This window comes from Thioclava sp. DLFJ5-1 (assembly GCF_002020115.1).
GTDB classification, from domain to species: Bacteria; Pseudomonadota; Alphaproteobacteria; order Rhodobacterales; family Rhodobacteraceae; genus Thioclava; species Thioclava sediminum.
The window spans coordinates 287,286-303,422 of sequence record NZ_MPZU01000002.1; the positions used below are offsets into that span (position 1 = coordinate 287,286).

Below are 16,137 nucleotides of genomic sequence, written 5' to 3' on the forward strand. Positions count from 1 at the left end.
GGGGCGCGCGCCTTGTCTTCGTTTTGGAAGAAATATCCCGGGGTGAGCCCGGAACGGGCGAGGGGCAGAGCCCCTCGTTTTTATTTCTCCGGCAGCAGGCCGCGCGGGCTGAAGCGCAGCACCATCAGCAGGATGATCCCCATCACCAGCATCCGCATATGCGGGGCCGACTGGATCAGGTGATCCTTGAGCCCGCCATCGGGGAAGGGTGCGGCCAGCGCGCCCATGATATCCGGGCCCCAGTCGCCTGCCTTGACCCAGACATACCAGATCAGCACGCCACCCAGGATCGAGCCCCAGTTGTTGCCCGAGCCGCCCACGATCACCATCACGAGGATCAGGAACGTGTAGCGCAGCGGGTTGTAGGAAGTCGGCGTCATCTGCCCGTCGAGCGAGATCATCATCGCGCCCGCAAGCCCGATCACCGCCGAGCCCAGCACGAAGATCTGCAGGTGGCGGCGGGTGACGTTCTTGCCCATTGCCGCAGCCGAAATCTCGTTGTCGCGGATCGCGCGCATCATCCGGCCCCAGGGCGATTTCAGCGACATCTCGGTCAGCCAGATCAGCGCGAGGATGACGATCACGAACAGCACGAGGAAGGCCAGCTTCACCGCGATGGTGGAGCCCAGCTGCGGGTCGAGACCCCAAGCTTGCATCTGCGCGACGAAATCGGGCGAGTTCTGCAGGTCGATCTCGTAGGGCACCGGCCAGGGGCGCGGGATGCCGTTGACGTTCAAGACGCCCCGGTCGAGCCATTGCTCGTTCTTCAGGATCGCGACGATGATCTCCGCGATGCCGAGCGTGGCGATCGCGAGATAATCCGAGCGCAGGCCGAGGGCGGTCTTGCCGACCAGCCAGGCCGCGCCTGCGGCGAGAACCGCACCCACCGGCCAAGAGATCAGCGTCGGCAGGCCCAGCCCGCCGAGGTTGCCCTGTGCCGAGGGGTTGATCGCCTCGATCACCTCGACCGCCGGATCGAACAGCCAGCGATAGGTGAAGAAGCCGACGATCAGCACCGCGGTCACGGCGAGACCGCGCGTCTTGCCGCGCAGGTTGCGCCAGATCCAGACCGCCGCGAACACCGCGACGATGGCCACGAAGAAGGCCGCCATGATGCCCGGACCGCCGCCCGAGAAGGCGCCGGGGGTGGGCGGCATGGAGATCAGCACCGGGGCGAGGCCGCCAAGCGCGAGGAAGCCCATCGCGCCCGCGTTGAACAGGCCCGCATAGCCCCATTGCATGTTCACGCCGAGCGCCATGATCGCCGACAGCAGTCCCATGTTGAGAATGCCGAGCGCCGAGTTCCAGCCCGAGGTGAAGCCCTCGAGCAGGATGAGCGCGGCCATGATGGCGAAGAAGAGGGGCGCACGGATGCGGCTGGTCTCGCCAGCCTGACGATTGCTGCTCATACGATTTTCCCCTTGAAGAGGCCGGTCGGCTTGAAGATCAGGACGAGGATCAGGATCGTGAAGCTGACTGCGTATTTGTAATCGGTGGAGAGAAGCTGGACGAGCCCGTCCGGCTCCCAGCTCGGGACCAGATAGGTCGCGACCTTCTTCCATGCGTAGGTGAGGCCCACCTCCGAGAAGGAGATCACGAAGCCGCCCGCGATCGCGCCCACCGGGTTGCCGATGCCGCCGACGATGGCCGAGGCGAAGATCGGTAGCAGAAGCTGGAAATAGGTGAAGGCTTTGAACGACTTGTCGAGCCCGTAAAGCGTGCCTGCGATGGTCGCGAGCGCGCCGGTGATGATCCAGGTGACGGCCACGACCTTGTTCGGGTCGATGCCCGACAGCAGCGCCAGATCCTCGTTATCGGAAAACGCGCGCATGGATTTGCCGGTGCGCGTCTTGCCGAGGAACCAGAACAGGGCGGCCACGGTGATGATCGCGGTGACGACGGTGATGACTTGGGTCGAACGCAGCGTCAGCGGCTCGTGCAGACCCGTCATCTCGCGCCATTGCCGGGCGTTGATGACGAAGCGGGTGCCGTCGTCGAAATTGATCTGGTCGACGCCGATCAGGAAGCGGGTGAGCGCGTTCATCACGAACATCACGCCGACCGAGACCATGACCATGACCACGGGCGCAGCCCTGACTTTTCGGTAATATTGGTAAACGACCTTGTCGGTCCCGAGCATCAGCGCCGCGGTGACCGCGATGCCGAAGGGCAGGGCGAGAAGGGCGGTCGGCAGCGGGCCGAAGCTGATCCCCATCGCCTGGAAACCCCAGGTGATCAGGATCACGACCCCGGTGCCGAAGGCCATCGTGTCGCCATGGGCGAAGTTGGAGAACCGCAGGATCGAGTAGATCAGCGTGACCCCGAGCGCCCCGAGCGCAAGCTGCGCGCCATAGGCGGTGGCGGGGATGATGACGTAATTGGTGACCGCGACAAGCGCGTTGATGAGTTCCATTGCTCAGCCCCCCAGGAAGGTGCGGCGGACTTCCGGGTCGGCCAGAAGGGCCTCGCCAGTGTCGGTGTACTTGTTCGCGCCTTGCACGAGGACATAGCCTTTATCCGCGATCTCAAGGGCTTGGCGGGCGTTCTGTTCGACCATCAGGATCGAGATGCCGCTGCGGGCGACCTCGATGATGCGATCGAAAAGCTCGTCCATCACGATGGGCGAGACACCCGCGGTCGGCTCGTCGAGCATCAGGAGCTTCGGCTGGGTCATCAGCGCGCGGCCCACGGCCACCTGCTGACGCTGCCCGCCCGACAGCTCGCCCGCATTCTGGCGACGCTTTTCCTTCAGGATCGGGAACAGGTCGAAGACCTGATCCATCGTGCCCCGGAAATCGTCGTCGCGGATGAAGGCGCCCATCTCGAGGTTTTCCTCGACCGTCATGGTCGGGAAGACGTTGTTCACCTGCGGAACGAAGCCCATACCTTTCTTAACGCGGTCCTGCGGCGAGAGGCCGGTGATGTCCTGCCCGTCGAGCGTGACCTTGCCTTCGCGCAGGCCTAGCATGCCGAAGACCGCCTTCATCGCGGTGGATTTGCCCGCGCCGTTGGGGCCGACGATCACGGCGATCTCGCCCTTTTCGACGGTCAGCGTGCAGTCGTGCAGGATGTCGGCCTTGCCGTAGCCGCCGGTCATGTTGGAGGCGTTGAGATAGCTCATTGGGCGCCCCCTTTGCCGGCTTCATCGCCCAGACCGGGCTGCGCGCCGTGGTCTTCATGGGCGGCGGTCTCGGCGGTTTCCTCGGCCTTGACCTTGTTCTTCAGCCCGGTGCCCAGATAGGCCTCGATGACGGCCTCGTTTTCCATGATGTGATCGGCAGACCCCTGGGCCAGCACCTTGCCCTCGGCCATCACGATGACCGGGTCGCAGAGGCGGCCGATGAAATCCATGTCGTGTTCGATCACGCAGAAGGTGTAGCCGCGTTCCTTGTTGAGGCGCACGATGGCATCGCCGATCGTGTTCAGAAGCGTCCGGTTCACGCCCGCGCCGACCTCGTCGAGGAAGACGATCTTGGCTTCGACCATCATCGTGCGGCCCAGCTCCAGAAGCTTCTTCTGACCGCCCGAGAGGTTGCCCGCCTTCTCGTCCTTGAGATGCGAAATCGTCAGGAAATCAAGCACTTCATCGGCCTTCTTCAGAAGTGCCGCTTCCTCGTCGCGGATGTGTTTTCGCCCGAACCATGTGTTCCAGAGCGTCTCGCCCGCCTGTCCGGTGGGCACCATCATCAGGTTCTCGCGCACGGTGAGCGAAGGAAACTCATGCGCGATCTGGAAGGTGCGCAGCAGCCCCTTGTGGAACAGCTCGTGCGGCGCAAGCCCGGTGATGTCCTCGCCATCCATCGTGACACGGCCCGCGGTAGGTTCGTGCACGCCTGCGATGACGTTGAAGAGCGTGGATTTGCCGGCGCCGTTCGGGCCGATCAGCCCGGTGATCGAGCCGGTCGCGATTTCGAGGCTCGCGCCATCGACCGCGCGGAATCCGCCGAAGGATTTGACTAAGTTTTCAACCCGGATCATAGGGTCCCCTGAGTTGTAGGCGCGTTAGCTTCACGCCGCATCTTGTTGTTTTATAATTGAAAACAGCCCGGATCGCTCCGGGCTGCTTCAGCTCTGATGACCGCTTAGCGGTATTTCACCGTCTCGATCTTGTCGTCCTTGATCGCGATTTCGCGGAAGGTGCCCGCGGCTTCGCCATTGCCGATCAGGTTGACGGCGGTCGCGCCTTCATAGTCGACCGGCTTGCCTTCCTTGATCAGGTCGAGCGCCTTGCCCAGCTCGCCGGGATAGATCTTCTCGCCGGGGCCGTTCGCGACTTCCATGACCTTGTCCTTGTAGACTTTCGGGTCGGTGGAATCCGCCGCCTGCATCGCGAGCAGCATCAGAGCCGCTGCGTCATAGGCGCCGCCCGAATAAGCCGACGAGCCGTCGAAGCCGGCTTTCTCGGCCATGCCGAGATAGGTCTTCATGCCGTCGCCTGCCGAGTCGGGAAGCTGGCCGAAGGAGCCGTTGATTTCCGAGCCGAAATTGTCTTCGAGCGTCTGGCTGACCATGCCGTCGGGGAAGACGAACTTCTCGAAGGCGCCGGTGTCGAGTGCGCCGCGCAGGATGCCCGAGCCGCCCTGGTCGATATAGCCGACGATGACGAGCGCGTCGCCACCTGCGGAAGCGAGCGAGGCGACTTCAGCGGAGTAGTCGCCCTTGCCGTCTTCGTGCGCGGCCGAGATCGTGACGCTGCCGCCCTTGGCCTTGTAGGCCTTCTCGAAGCTGTCCGCGAGACCCTTGCCGTAGTCGTTGTTGGTGTAGGTCACGGCGACGTTCTTGATGCCCTTCTCGAGGATCTCGTCGGCCATGACTTCGCCCTGACGCGCATCCGACGGAGCGGTGCGGAAGAACAGGCCATCATCCTCGAGCGTCGAGAGTGCCGGCGAGGTTGCCGAGGGCGAGATCATCACGACGCCGTTCGGCATTGCGACGTTTTGCAGGACAGCGGTGGTCGCGCCCGAGCACATTGCGCCCATGATGCCAGCGACCTTGTCGGTAGTGACCAGCGTTTCGCCTGCCGCGGTGGCGGCTGCTGCGTCGACGCAGGTCGAGTCGCCGCGGACTGCGGTCACGGTGTCGCCACCCAGCAGCTTGCCGGAATCGGAGACTTCCTTGATCGCCATCTCGGCACCCTGCGCCATCGGCGGGGCGAGCGATTCAAGCGGGCCGGTAAAGCCCAGCAGGACGCCCATCTTCACGTCATCGGCATATGCGCCAGTCGCGCCAAGCGCGATCGCAGCCGAAGCCAGAAGCAGTTTTTTCATGTGTTCACTCCCGTGTTGGAACTCGCGTTCTTGCGCGAGGTTAGTGCGCGGTTTGTCAAATGTGAAGAACCGCGAGTGGCGCGATGACGCGAAAAACGGACCCGAAGGTCAAGGTGCGCGCAATGCGACGTAACGGCAATTTGGGGTTATGTGCAAATTCGTGAAAGCCGCGGGGGGTGATTGCGCAATTTTCAGTCGAGCGAGTCTTCCGGCCCTAAATCCACGGTGGAGTCCAGGCTTTCCTTTTCGCCCGCAGCGCTCGCGCCGCGTTCACGGTAAGGTGTGGTCTGGTAATGCGCGCGGTAGCATTTCGAGAAATGCGACGGGCTCGCAAAGCCGCAGGCCATGGCCACGTTGATCACGCTCATTTCCGTTTGCATCAACAGGTTACGCGCCTTTTGCAGCCGCAATTCCATGTAATAGCGCTTCGGCGAGCGGTTGAGGTAGCGACGGAACAGCCGCTCCAGCTGGCGCGCGGACATGCCCACTTCGGTCGCGAGCGTCGCGGGGCTGATCGGGTCTTCGATATTGCGCTCCATCCGGCCGATGACCTGCGCGAGTTTGGGGTGACGCACCCCGATCCGGGTGGGAATCGACAGCCGCTGCGTGTCGCGATCCGAGCGGATCGAGGAATGGATGAGCTGATCGGCGACGGTATTGGCCAGTTCCTCGCCGTGATCGCGGGCGATCAGCCGCAGCATCAGGTCGATCGAGGCGGTGCCGCCCGCCGTCGTCACCCGGTTGCCGTCGATCACGAAAACACCCTTGGTCAGCTCGATATCGGGGAAATCCTCGGCGAAAGCGTCGACATTCTCCCAGTGGATCGTCGCGCGCTTGCCGTCGAGCAGGCCTGCGCGGGCCAGCGCATAGGACCCGGTGCACAGGCCCCCGATCGTCGCGCCACGCCGTGCCTCGCGCCGCAGCCAGTTCAAAAGCGGCTTGGTGACCGCCTCGGCCACGTCGATGCCGCCGCAGACCAGCACCATCGTGTCGCGGCCCAGTTCCTCCAGCCCGATATCGGTGCGGAAGGTCGTGCCGTTCGAACAGGTGACATCCTCGCCGGTTTCCGAGGCCAGTTTCCATGTGTAGAGCGTGCGGCCCGAGACCTGATTGGCGAGGCGCAGCGGCTCGATCGCGCTGGCGAAGGCCATCATCGTGAACCGGTCGAGAAGCATGAAGACGACCGAGCGCTGGCGCGCGTCCGGGGCGATCCGGATCATCCCCTGCGAAGGGGCTGGGCGACGGGTGGGGCGGGGATCAGGCATGTCGTCAATCCGTCATCTGTGGTGAATCACCGAAACAGGAAATTGGCGCCCGCCGCAAGAGGGGGAACTTACGGAGGGGCTCGCAGGCGTGCGGAAATGCAATTTCGGGTTTGTTTCCCTGACCCGCGCCGTCTATAAGCGGCGCCGAATGAAACGACCACGCTTTTGGAGGATCAGATGGGCAAGGGTTGGAGCAAATCGGACTGGCGCGCGAAACCGCGGGTTCAGATGCCCGACTATCCCGATCAGGGGGCGCTGAACGCTGTCGAGGCACAGCTGTCGCGGATGCCGCCGCTGGTCTTCGCGGGCGAGGCACGCACGCTGAAGTCGGAGCTGGCGAAAGCCGCGCGCGGCGAAGCATTCCTGCTTCAGGGCGGCGATTGCGCCGAGTCCTTCGGGGAATTCTCGGCCGATAACATTCGCGACACCTTCAAGGTGATGCTGCAGATGGCGGTCGTGCTGACCTGGGGCGCGAAGGTTCCGGTCATCAAGGTCGGCCGTATGGCGGGGCAGTTCGCCAAGCCGCGTTCGGCACCGACCGAGACCATCGACGGCACCGAGCTTCCGAGCTACCGCGGCGACATCATCAATGGCTTCGAGTTCACCTCGGAGGCGCGTCTGCCCGATCCGAACCGGATGCTGCAGGCCTACACGCAGGCGGCGGCCTCGCTGAACCTGCTGCGCGCCTTCTCGACGGGTGGTTTCGCCGATATCCACCGCGTCCAAAGCTGGATCGCGGGCTTCACCGATGCCGACGACGCCGAGAAATACCGTCAGGTCGCCGATCAGATTTCGGAGGCGATGGACTTCATGCGGGCCGCGGGCGTGACCTCGGAAACCGCGCATGAGCTGGCTTCGGTCGATTTCTACACCTCGCACGAGGCGCTGCTGCTGGAATATGAAGAGGCGCTCTGCCGCATCGATTCCACCTCCGGCCTGCCGATCGCGGGCACCGGCCACATGCTCTGGATCGGCGACCGCACCCGTCAGCCCGACGGCGCGCATGTCGAATTCGCACGTGGCGTGCAGAACCCGATCGGCCTGAAATGCGGCCCCACCACCACCGAGGACGACCTCAAGGTGCTGATGGAGAAGCTGAACCCGGAAAACGAGGCGGGTCGTCTGACCCTGATCGCGCGCTTCGGCGCGGGCAATGTCGGCGATCACCTGCCGCGCCTGATCCGCACGGTCGAGGCCGAGGGCGCGAATGTCGTCTGGTCCTGCGATCCGATGCACGGCAACACGATCAAATCGGCCTCGGGCTTCAAGACCCGGCCCTTCGAGTCCGTGCTGCGCGAGGTGAAGGAATTCTTCGCGATCCACAAAGCCGAGGGCACGATCCCGGGCGGCGTGCATTTCGAGATGACCGGCAAGGACGTGACCGAATGCACCGGCGGCGTGCGCGCCGTGACCGATGGCGATCTGTCCTCGCGCTACCACACCGCCTGCGACCCGCGTCTGAATGCGAGCCAGTCGCTGGAACTGGCCTTCCTCGTCGCCGAGGAACTTCAAGACCGTCGCAAGTTCGCGAAAGCGGCGTCGCAATAAGCGCGCGCCGCGCTGCGGCAGGTTTCAACGGATTGATTGGCCCGGACCTTCGTGTCCGGGCCTTTTTATTTGCGTCGCGAGGCAGGGCTCACCCAATAAGGGACTCAGCCCTCCTGACGCACCACTCGGAACATCGCGCGGCGCTCGTCCGGCGTCATCTCTGCCAGATGCTCGGCACGGGCTTTCGGGCGTGGCGTGTAGGGCGTCTGGCCCTCCGCGAAACCTGAAGTTGCAGGCATCGGCGAGGGCTGCTCGAACGACTGTGACGCGCGGGGGTTGCGCCCGGCGGGTTGGGGATCGCGCAGCGGCGGCATCTCCAGTGGCTTGATCCGGGCGCCCGTGACCGTGAAGCGGCGCGGGGCGCGGCCCGCATCGTGAATGTCTTCCGCCTCGCCGGTATTGCGCAGCGGCTCTGCCACGAAACATCCCAGCACCCGCGTCACCGCGCCGAAATCATCCGTCAGCGGCAGCATCACCAGATGGCCCGCCAGCCCCGGCTTGCCGATCCCGGCCTCCGAGACCAGCTGCGCCTCGGCGATGGCGGGGCGCGCGAAGACGGCCTCGGTCAGATCGGCGATCTGCTTGCGGCCCTCGGGCGCGAAAAGCGAGGTCAGGGGCATTCCGCGTACCTCCATCCCCATCAGGTCGCAAATGTGCTGCCCTGCGAGGCGAAACCGCCCCATGCCCGGCGCGACCCGTTCGAGGATGAAGGCGAATTCCAGCGCGCGGTCGATGCCGCGCGGATCGATATCGGCGCGCGCGGGCATTGGGCGGCCGGCCAGCAGCGCCTCCCAATAGGCGCGCAGCTCGTTGCCGATCCGGCGACCTTTGGCCGAGGCGGGGGCTGCGGCGTTGCTGTCGGTCTCGCGATCCATTTCAATCACCTTTGCGTCGTCCCGCGCGGCACTTGCGCGGGGTGGCTGTCTCGCGCCCGGCGATCCGGCGGCACATGCCGCCTTGCGGTTGACCGTCAGGGCGAAATCGTTACTGAACTCTTACCAAGGCCAAGTTAGGCCATTTTTTCGTCACATGGGGAAAGAAACTCTTAAATGGTTAAACCCGCTCCAGATCTGCGCCCGGAGGGGGCGCCCGCCGCCGCCGCGACTGTCTCGATGACCGGATTTGCCGCCGGACAGGGGAGTGGCGCGGGGCATGACTGGAGCTGGGATCTGCGCTCGGTCAATGGCAAAGGGTTCGACCTGCGGCTGCGGCTGCCCGATATCGAGGGGCTGGAGCCCGCGCTGCGCAAGGCGGTGGGCGAACGCGTCGCGCGGGGCAATGTCACGCTGAACCTCAAGCTCACGCAGGCCGCAGGCAGTGCCGCGATGCGGATCGAGCCCGACGTGCTGAATGCCGCCCTTGCCGCCGTCGACAAGGTCGAGCGCGCCGCCGAGCGCAAGGGCGTGGCGCTCGCGCCGCTCAAGCCGAGCGATCTGATGGCGATGCGCGGAGTGGTCGATCACTCGGGCAGCACGATCGAGGATCCCGCGGCGCTGCTGGCCGCGCTGCTGGAGAGTTTCGAGCCTGTGCTGGAGAGTTTCGTCGCGATGCGCCGCGAAGAAGGCGCCCGGACCGGCGCTTTGCTGGCCGCGCGCATCGACGAGATCGCCGCGCTGACCGACGAGGCCGCAGAGGCTGCCGCCGCGCGCGCCCCGAAGGCTGCAGAGACGCTGAAGGCCGCGCTTGCGCGGGTGATGGAGGCGACCGAGGCCGATCCCGACCGGGTCGCACAGGAGCTGGCCCTGATCGCGATCAAGGCCGATGTCACCGAAGAGATCGAGCGGCTCCGCGTCCATGTCGAGGCCGCCCGTGCGCTTCTGGCCGAGACCGGACCCGTGGGCCGCAAGTTCGAATTTCTCGCGCAGGAATTCGTCCGCGAGGCCAATACGCTGTGCTCGAAATCGGGCGATGCGGAGTTGACGCGGATCGGTCTGGCGTTGAAATACGCGATCGACCAGCTGCGCGAGCAGATCCAGAACGTAGAGTAATACCGATGCCCGATACCAGCCGCCGCGGCCTTCTCATCATCCTGTCTTCGCCCTCGGGCGCAGGTAAATCCACGCTTGCCAAACGGCTGATGACCTGGGACCCCACGCTGCGCTTCTCGGTCTCGGCCACGACGCGCGATCCGCGTCCGGGTGAGAGCGACGGGGTGGAGTATTTCTTCAAATCCCGCGCCGAGTTCGAGAAGATGGTCGATCAGGGCGACATGCTGGAACATGCCGAGGTGTTCGGCAATTTCTACGGCACGCCGAAAGGGCCGGTGGAGGCCGCGATGGGCGAGGGGCGCGATACGCTGTTCGACGTCGACTGGCAGGGCGGGCAGCAGATCCGCAACTCCTCGCTGGGCAAGGACGTGGTTTCGATCTTCATCCTGCCGCCCTCGATTGCGGCGCTGGAAGAGCGTCTGCGCAGCCGCGCGCAGGACAGCGATGCCGTGATCAACGGCCGGATGGAAAAATCGCTCGCCGAAATCAGCCATTGGTCGGAATATGACTATGTTCTGGTCAATGACGATCTCGACCGCGCGGAGGAGCAGTTGCGCACCATCCTGACCGCCGAGCGCAGCCGCCGCGATCGTCAGACCGGGCTGAATGAATTCGTGCGAAAACTGAACAGGGAGTTCGAGACGAGATGATTTACGAACTGGACGGGATCGCCCCCGAAATCGCCGAAGACGCATGGGTCGCGCCGGACGCCAATCTGATCGGCAAGGTTGTCCTTGAGGCCGAAGCCTCGGTCTGGTTCGGCGCCACGCTGCGCGGCGATAACGAGGAAATCCGCGTGGGCGCGGGCTCGAACCTGCAGGAAAACGTCGTCTGCCATACCGATATGGGCTTTCCGCTGACCATCGGCGCGAATTGCACGATCGGGCACAAGGCGATGCTGCATGGCTGCACGATCGGGGACGGCTCGCTGATCGGGATGGGGGCGACGGTGCTCAACGGCGCGAAGATCGGCAAGGGTTGCCTGATCGGCGCGGGCGCGCTGATCACCGAAGGCAAGGAAATCCCCGATGGCAGCCTCGTGATGGGCGCGCCGGGCAAGGTGGTCCGCCAGCTCGACGAGAAGGCGCTGCAGGCGCTGCTGGGCTCGGCCGCGCATTACCGCGAAAACGCTGCGCGCTTCTCGAAGGGGCTCAAAGCGATCGGTTAATTGTCGCGAAACTCACCTACCGGCAGGGTGAATATATCGAAGTCGAGCTGGGGATGCGCAGCGCGCACCTCCTGTCGGATGGCGGCGATATTGGGCAGCGGGCGGGAATAGGCCCGCAGCTTGCCGGTGAACCCGAATTCCTCGAGCCGCTTCGCGAGGTCTAGAATGTCGAACCTCTCCGACAGAAGCGGGGCCAGCACCAGTTCGGGGCGCAGCTTCACCATCTTTTGCGCGGTGATCTGGTCGTATTGAAGCACCTGAATCGCCTGGCCGGAGATCTCTTTGAGCGAAGACGGCAGCTCACGCGCGGGGTCGACCAGCAGCAGGTTGCTGGTCTCAGACGCCTTCACACATTGAAAGAGAACGGCTTGTAAGGCGAGACGGGAACGGGGGGTTCTTGACATAGTAATAGTGCAAACCTCATCGCCCCCGCGGTGTAAGTGACGGGATCCGGAAAGATCCCATGAAATACACGCCTAGGTTTAGCGTTTTTTCACTTATTTCACAAGGCACTGATTGTTGACTGCGAAGCGTGAGTTGCAAAACCGAAGCAGGGGTCGGTTTTTCGGGGATGGCAAGGCTTTACAGCTCGCGCCGCATCGCTCAACCCTTGCCGCGACAGCGATGGCAGGCGGGGAGGCATGGCAATGAGCCAAGGGGCGATCGGACAGGTTCTCGACGCGCTGCCGAGCGCGGTTTTGCTGATCGGGCGCGACGAGCGGATCGCGCAGGGCAATGTCGCGGCCAACCGGCTTTTCGGCACGCAGTTTCTCGGGCGGCCCTATGTGACGGTGCTGCGCCAGCCCGGTTTCGGCGCAGCGGTGAGCGCGGCACTTCGCGGCGCGCGGCCCGACCCGGTGCGCTTGCGGCTGCATCCCACCGGTCAGGCCGAGACGATCACGCTGGTGCATTTCTCTCCGCTGCCGCCCGCGCCGGAAGGCCCGCTTTCCACGAATTCGGTTCTGGCGAGTTTCGAGGACATCACCGCGCTGGAGACCGCCGAAGCGATGCGGCGCGATTTCGTGGCCAATGTCAGCCATGAGTTGCGCACGCCGCTGACCGCGCTGATGGGCTTCATCGAGACGCTGCGTTCGAGCGCGCGCGACGATGCGGCGGCGCGCGATCGGTTCCTGTCGATCATGGAGCGCGAGGCCGCGCGGATGAACCGTCTGGTGGGCGATCTTCTCTCGCTCAGCCGCGTCGAGGGCGAGGAACGGATGCGCCCGACAACCAAGGTCGATCTGGCGCTGGTGCTCAAGGGCGTCACGCAGACGCTCGAACCCGTTGCCGAGGCGGCACAGGTGAAGCTGATCTCCGAGGGCGAGACCGGGGCATTGCCGGTGCAGGGCGATCCCGATCAGCTCACGCAGGTCTTCTCGAACCTCGTGGAGAACGCGATCAAATATGGCGGGCAGGGCGGCGAGGTGCGGCTGCGCGTCTCGGCGATCGCGCATGAACCGGTGCTGCGCGGCAGAGCCTATCGCGTCGATGTGATCGACCGCGGCGAGGGGATCGACGAACAGCATCTGCCGCGCATCACCGAGCGCTTCTACCGCGTCGACACCCACCGCTCGCGCGAGAAGGGCGGCACCGGGCTGGGGCTCGCCATCGTCAAGCATATCGTGGCGCGCCACCGTGGGCGCTTCCGCGTCGACAGCAAGAAGGGCGAGGGCAGCTGCTTCACGGTGATCCTTCCCGCGGTCTGAGGGCGCGCCGGGGCGACCCGGTTGCGGCCCGCGAAAACGTCTGACCTTCTATCACTTCCGCGTCGCGCTCCCTTGAACCGGGAGGCGCAAACCGATAGCTTTAGAGCAACTTCAAATCGGAGGGCGTAATCATGGCGCCCAAGCGTCCCCGGTCGGCGGGCGCGCTCCCGACAGCTGCATCGCCCGCGCGGGCGGTGAAACCGGCTCAGGTCGAGTCCCCCGCGACCAAATCCGCCAAGTCCGGCGAGGGGCTTTATGCCGCTCTCGACCTTGGCACCAACAGTTGCCGGATGCTGATTGCCCGTCCAAGGGGTTCTCAGTTTCAGGTCGTGGATAGCTTCTCAAAAGCCGTCCAGCTGGGCCAAGGTCTTGAAACCTATGGCCGGTTGTCGCGCAGCTCGATGTCGCGCACCGTTCAGGCATTGCAAATCTGCCGCCGCAAGATCGAAACGCACGGGGTCACCCGGATGCGGCTGGTGGCGACCGAAGCCTGCCGTCGCGCCAAGAACGCGCGCGATTTCATCCGCTACGTGCGCCGCGAGACCGGCCTGCCGCTGGAGATTATCCCGCCCGAGGAAGAGGCGCGGCTGGCCGTGATTTCCTGCGCCTCGCTGGTGTCGCCCAATTCCGAGCAGGTGCTGGTGGTCGATATCGGCGGCGGCTCGACGGAGCTGGTCTGGATCGACCTCGAAGACGTGCCGCCTGGCGACCGCGCCCGCGCGATCATGCGGCTCTCGCAGGGGTTCAACCAGCCCGACGGGCCGGACCCGGCGGCGCGGGTGGTCGACTGGATTTCGGTGCCGCTGGGGGTCGCGACGCTCAAGGATCAGTTCGCCGATGTCGAAGATGACGCCGCGCGTTTTGCGCTGATGAGCTGGTTCTTCGAGGAAAAGCTTGCCGATTTTACGCCCTATGCGGCGGGCAGCCCGCAGGACGGCTTCCAGATCATCGGCACCTCGGGCACCGTGACGACCGTCGCGGCCTGCCACCTCAACCTGAAGCGCTACGACCGCAACCGGGTCGACGGGCTGACCATGACCTCGGGCGAGATCGACGCGGTGATCCGCTCCTTCCTGCAACTCGGGCCTGCCGGGCGGCGCTCGGATCCGCGGATCGGGCGCGACCGGCACACTTTGATTATGTCGGGGGCTGCAATCCTGCAGGCCCTGATGCGGGTCTGGCCCACCGACCAGATGTCCATTGCCGACCGTGGCCTGCGCGAGGGGCTCCTCTATGCGCAAATGGCCGGTGACGGCGTGTTAGAAGAGATGAAATGATGGCGAAGACACCCAGCGGCAAGAACACTTCCGGACGTGGGCAGCGCGACCTGCGCGTGCGCGTGAAGACGGCGAGGGGGCGCAGGCTGTCCTCGACCCTCTGGCTGGAGCGGCAGCTCAACGACCCTTACGTGCAGCGCGCCAAGAAAGAGGGCTATCGCGGACGCGCGGCCTACAAAATCCTCGAGCTGGACGACAAGTATCGCTTCCTCGTGCCCGGCGCGCGGGTGGTCGATCTGGGCTGCGCGCCCGGCGGCTGGTGTCAGGTGGCGGTCAAGCGCGTGAACGCCTTGGGCGAGAAATCGGGCAAGAAGGTCGGCACCGTTCTGGGCGTCGATCTGCAGGAGGTCGATCCGATCCCGGGGGCCGAGATCCACGTGCTCGATTTCCTCGAGGAAGGCGCCGACGACAAGGTCAAGGAATGGCTCGGCGGGTCTGCGGATGTGGTGATGTCGGATATGGCGGCCTCGTCCTCGGGGCACCAGAACACCGATCACCTGCGCATCATCACGCTGTGCGAAGCGGCGGCGGAGTTCGCCTTCGACGTGCTCGAAGAGGGCGGCACTTTCGTTGCCAAGGTCCTCGCAGGTGGCGCGGAGCAGGGGCTGATGACGATCCTGAAGAAAAACTTCACCAAAGTCGCGAATGTGAAGCCGCCGGCCTCGCGCTCGGACAGCTCGGAGAAATTCGTGGTCGCACAGGGATTTCGCGGGCGGCGGCACGAGGAGGACTGAGCCGCGACTGTCTCACCCCCGAGACAGGTTCCGGCCCGCTCAGCGGGAATTTACGTTGTGTAAGGTCCGAATCGGCCTAACCTGCTTGAGCTTTCATAGGCTGCGCAAGAGAGGGAGGCTTTCGCATGCCGTCACTGCATACAGGCGTTCCGCGCCAACATGCCGATATCGTGCGCGAGGTCGTCTCTTCGCCGAAATCCGCCACGCGGGCGGGGTTCGCTGCGAGCTGGCGCCGCTCGATGATCCATCACCGTATCGACCCCGAAACCGGCGGGCGCAACGAGCGTCTGACCCAGGCCGAGATGCGCGAGAGGCGCGAGCGGGCGGGTCTGATGATGCGGATCGCCTCGCCGGTGCTCGACCGGCTGTCGCGCGCGGCAGGCGATGCGGGCTGCACGGTGCTTCTGTCGGATGCGGGCGGGTTGGTGCTGGACGAGCGTTTGCGCGACGCCGATGTCGATGACTTCCATTCCTCGAACCTCGCGCCCGGCTCGGACTGGTCCGAAGGGGTCGAGGGCACGAACGGCATCGGCACCTGCGTGGCCGAGGCGCGCCCCGTCACCGTCTGGCGCGATCAGCATTTCCGCACCCGCAACACCGTGCTGACCTGCATGGGCTCGCCCATCTTCGGCGCGCAGGGCGATCTTGCGGGGGTGATCGATGTCAGCTCGGCGCGCTCGGACATGACCGAGGGCTATGCGCGGCTCGTCGCGCTGACCGTGCAGGACGCAGCCCACCGGATCGAGGCGGACCTGTTCCGTGCCTCCTATGACGGCGCGCGCATCCTCTCGACCGGCTCGGGCGAGACAGGGGCGCAGGGCGTGATGCTCTTGGCGCTCGACCGCGACGATCTGGTCGTCGGCGCGACTCGCGCCGCGCGGCGGCATCTCGGGATCGAGGCCGGGCAGATCGGCCAGCTTCCGGCGTCGGACCTGCTGGAACACGGCATCCGCAACGGGCTCGAAGAGGCGCAACGCTCCGAAATGGCCCGCGCGCTGGCCCGCAACGGCGGCAATGTCTCGGCGGCCGCGCGCGATCTCGGCATCGGCCGGGCGACGTTCTACCGCAAGGCCAAGGCGCTCAATCTCGGGGTCTGAGCCGTGGGTGCGCGGGGCAGGGTACCTAGCCCGGCCCTAGGCCTTCAGGGTCTCGTTGTTCGTTGATGAAATGGCGACCACGTCGCC

Annotated in this window: 16 protein-coding genes; 8 read left to right on the forward strand and 8 right to left on the reverse strand. The window is 65.0% G+C overall.

From position 1 onward, the window contains the following. Positions 1–80: 80 nt before the first annotated feature. From BMI86_RS08720 to BMI86_RS08745, 6 genes are all read right to left on the reverse strand, one after another. Positions 81–1,409 (reverse strand): branched-chain amino acid ABC transporter permease, encoded by a 1,329-nt coding sequence (locus BMI86_RS08720; protein WP_078540794.1) that lies wholly within the window; start codon positions 1,407–1,409, stop codon positions 81–83. Further along, on the reverse strand, positions 1,406–2,413 hold the full coding sequence (locus BMI86_RS08725) for a branched-chain amino acid ABC transporter permease (protein ID WP_078540795.1): 1,008 nt from the start codon (positions 2,411–2,413) through the stop codon (positions 1,406–1,408). Before BMI86_RS08725 ends, BMI86_RS08720 begins: the two co-directional genes overlap by 4 nt. A gap of 3 nt (positions 2,414–2,416) precedes the next feature. Next, complete coding sequence (locus tag BMI86_RS08730; protein ID WP_078540796.1) at positions 2,417–3,121, reverse strand: ABC transporter ATP-binding protein; 705 nt, start codon at positions 3,119–3,121, stop codon at positions 2,417–2,419. Next, on the reverse strand, positions 3,118–3,978 hold the full coding sequence (locus BMI86_RS08735) for an ABC transporter ATP-binding protein (RefSeq protein WP_078540797.1): 861 nt from the start codon (positions 3,976–3,978) through the stop codon (positions 3,118–3,120). Before BMI86_RS08735 ends, BMI86_RS08730 begins: the two co-directional genes overlap by 4 nt. Positions 3,979–4,082: 104 nt before the next feature. Next, positions 4,083–5,267 (reverse strand): ABC transporter substrate-binding protein, encoded by a 1,185-nt coding sequence (locus BMI86_RS08740; protein ID WP_078540798.1) that lies wholly within the window; start codon positions 5,265–5,267, stop codon positions 4,083–4,085. Between the two features lie 191 nt (positions 5,268–5,458). Next, positions 5,459–6,487 carry a GlxA family transcriptional regulator gene (locus tag BMI86_RS08745; RefSeq protein WP_108722344.1) on the reverse strand — a complete coding sequence of 343 codons (1,029 nt, stop codon included), beginning with the start codon at positions 6,485–6,487 and terminating at the stop codon, positions 5,459–5,461. A gap of 222 nt (positions 6,488–6,709) precedes the next feature. Between BMI86_RS08745 and BMI86_RS08750 the strand changes: the two genes are divergently transcribed. After that, a complete protein-coding gene (locus tag BMI86_RS08750) occupies positions 6,710–8,080 on the forward strand; it encodes a 3-deoxy-7-phosphoheptulonate synthase class II (RefSeq protein WP_078540799.1) in 1,371 nt (456 codons plus the stop codon). A gap of 104 nt (positions 8,081–8,184) precedes the next feature. Here BMI86_RS08750 and BMI86_RS08755 read toward each other — a convergent pair whose 3' ends face one another. Then, complete coding sequence (locus BMI86_RS08755; protein ID WP_078540801.1) at positions 8,185–8,955, reverse strand: PAS domain-containing protein; 771 nt, start codon at positions 8,953–8,955, stop codon at positions 8,185–8,187. A gap of 174 nt (positions 8,956–9,129) precedes the next feature. Between BMI86_RS08755 and BMI86_RS08760 the strand changes: the two genes are divergently transcribed. The 3 genes from BMI86_RS08760 to BMI86_RS08770 are packed head-to-tail and all read left to right on the forward strand — an operon-like array spanning position 9,130 to position 11,236. Beyond that, positions 9,130–10,068: a YicC/YloC family endoribonuclease gene (locus BMI86_RS08760; RefSeq protein WP_246831674.1), complete on the forward strand. Its 939-nt coding sequence runs from the start codon at positions 9,130–9,132 to the stop codon at positions 10,066–10,068. Between the two features lie 5 nt (positions 10,069–10,073). Continuing rightward, positions 10,074–10,718, forward strand: coding sequence for a guanylate kinase (gene gmk, locus BMI86_RS08765; protein ID WP_078540803.1), 645 nt, complete (start codon positions 10,074–10,076; stop codon positions 10,716–10,718). After that, entirely contained in the window at positions 10,715–11,236 is a 522-nt protein-coding gene (locus BMI86_RS08770; protein WP_078540804.1) for a gamma carbonic anhydrase family protein, read from the forward strand. The genes gmk and BMI86_RS08770 overlap by 4 nt, the downstream gene beginning before the upstream one ends. Here BMI86_RS08770 and BMI86_RS08775 read toward each other — a convergent pair. Next, the gene (locus tag BMI86_RS08775) at positions 11,233–11,586 is read right to left on the reverse strand and encodes a hypothetical protein (RefSeq protein ID WP_078540805.1); all 354 of its coding nucleotides are present in this window, start codon (positions 11,584–11,586) and stop codon (positions 11,233–11,235) included. The two genes, BMI86_RS08770 and BMI86_RS08775, sit on opposite strands and share 4 nt — an antisense overlap. Before the next feature lie 297 nt (positions 11,587–11,883). On the opposite strand from BMI86_RS08775, the gene BMI86_RS08780 reads away from it, so the two are divergent. The 4 genes from BMI86_RS08780 (at position 11,884) to BMI86_RS08795 (ending at position 16,050) form a co-directional block, all read left to right on the forward strand. Next, on the forward strand, positions 11,884–12,942 hold the full coding sequence (locus tag BMI86_RS08780; RefSeq protein ID WP_078540806.1) for an ATP-binding protein: 1,059 nt from the start codon (positions 11,884–11,886) through the stop codon (positions 12,940–12,942). 131 nt (positions 12,943–13,073) lie between these two features. Then, positions 13,074–14,219, forward strand: coding sequence for a Ppx/GppA phosphatase family protein (locus tag BMI86_RS08785; protein ID WP_078520771.1), 1,146 nt, complete (start codon positions 13,074–13,076; stop codon positions 14,217–14,219). Then, a complete protein-coding gene (locus BMI86_RS08790) occupies positions 14,219–14,953 on the forward strand; it encodes an RlmE family RNA methyltransferase (protein WP_078541371.1) in 735 nt (244 codons plus the stop codon). Before BMI86_RS08785 ends, BMI86_RS08790 begins: the two co-directional genes overlap by 1 nt. A gap of 125 nt (positions 14,954–15,078) precedes the next feature. After that, positions 15,079–16,050: a GAF domain-containing protein gene (locus tag BMI86_RS08795; RefSeq protein ID WP_078520769.1), complete on the forward strand. Its 972-nt coding sequence runs from the start codon at positions 15,079–15,081 to the stop codon at positions 16,048–16,050. The last annotated feature ends 87 nt before the right edge of the window (positions 16,051–16,137 follow it).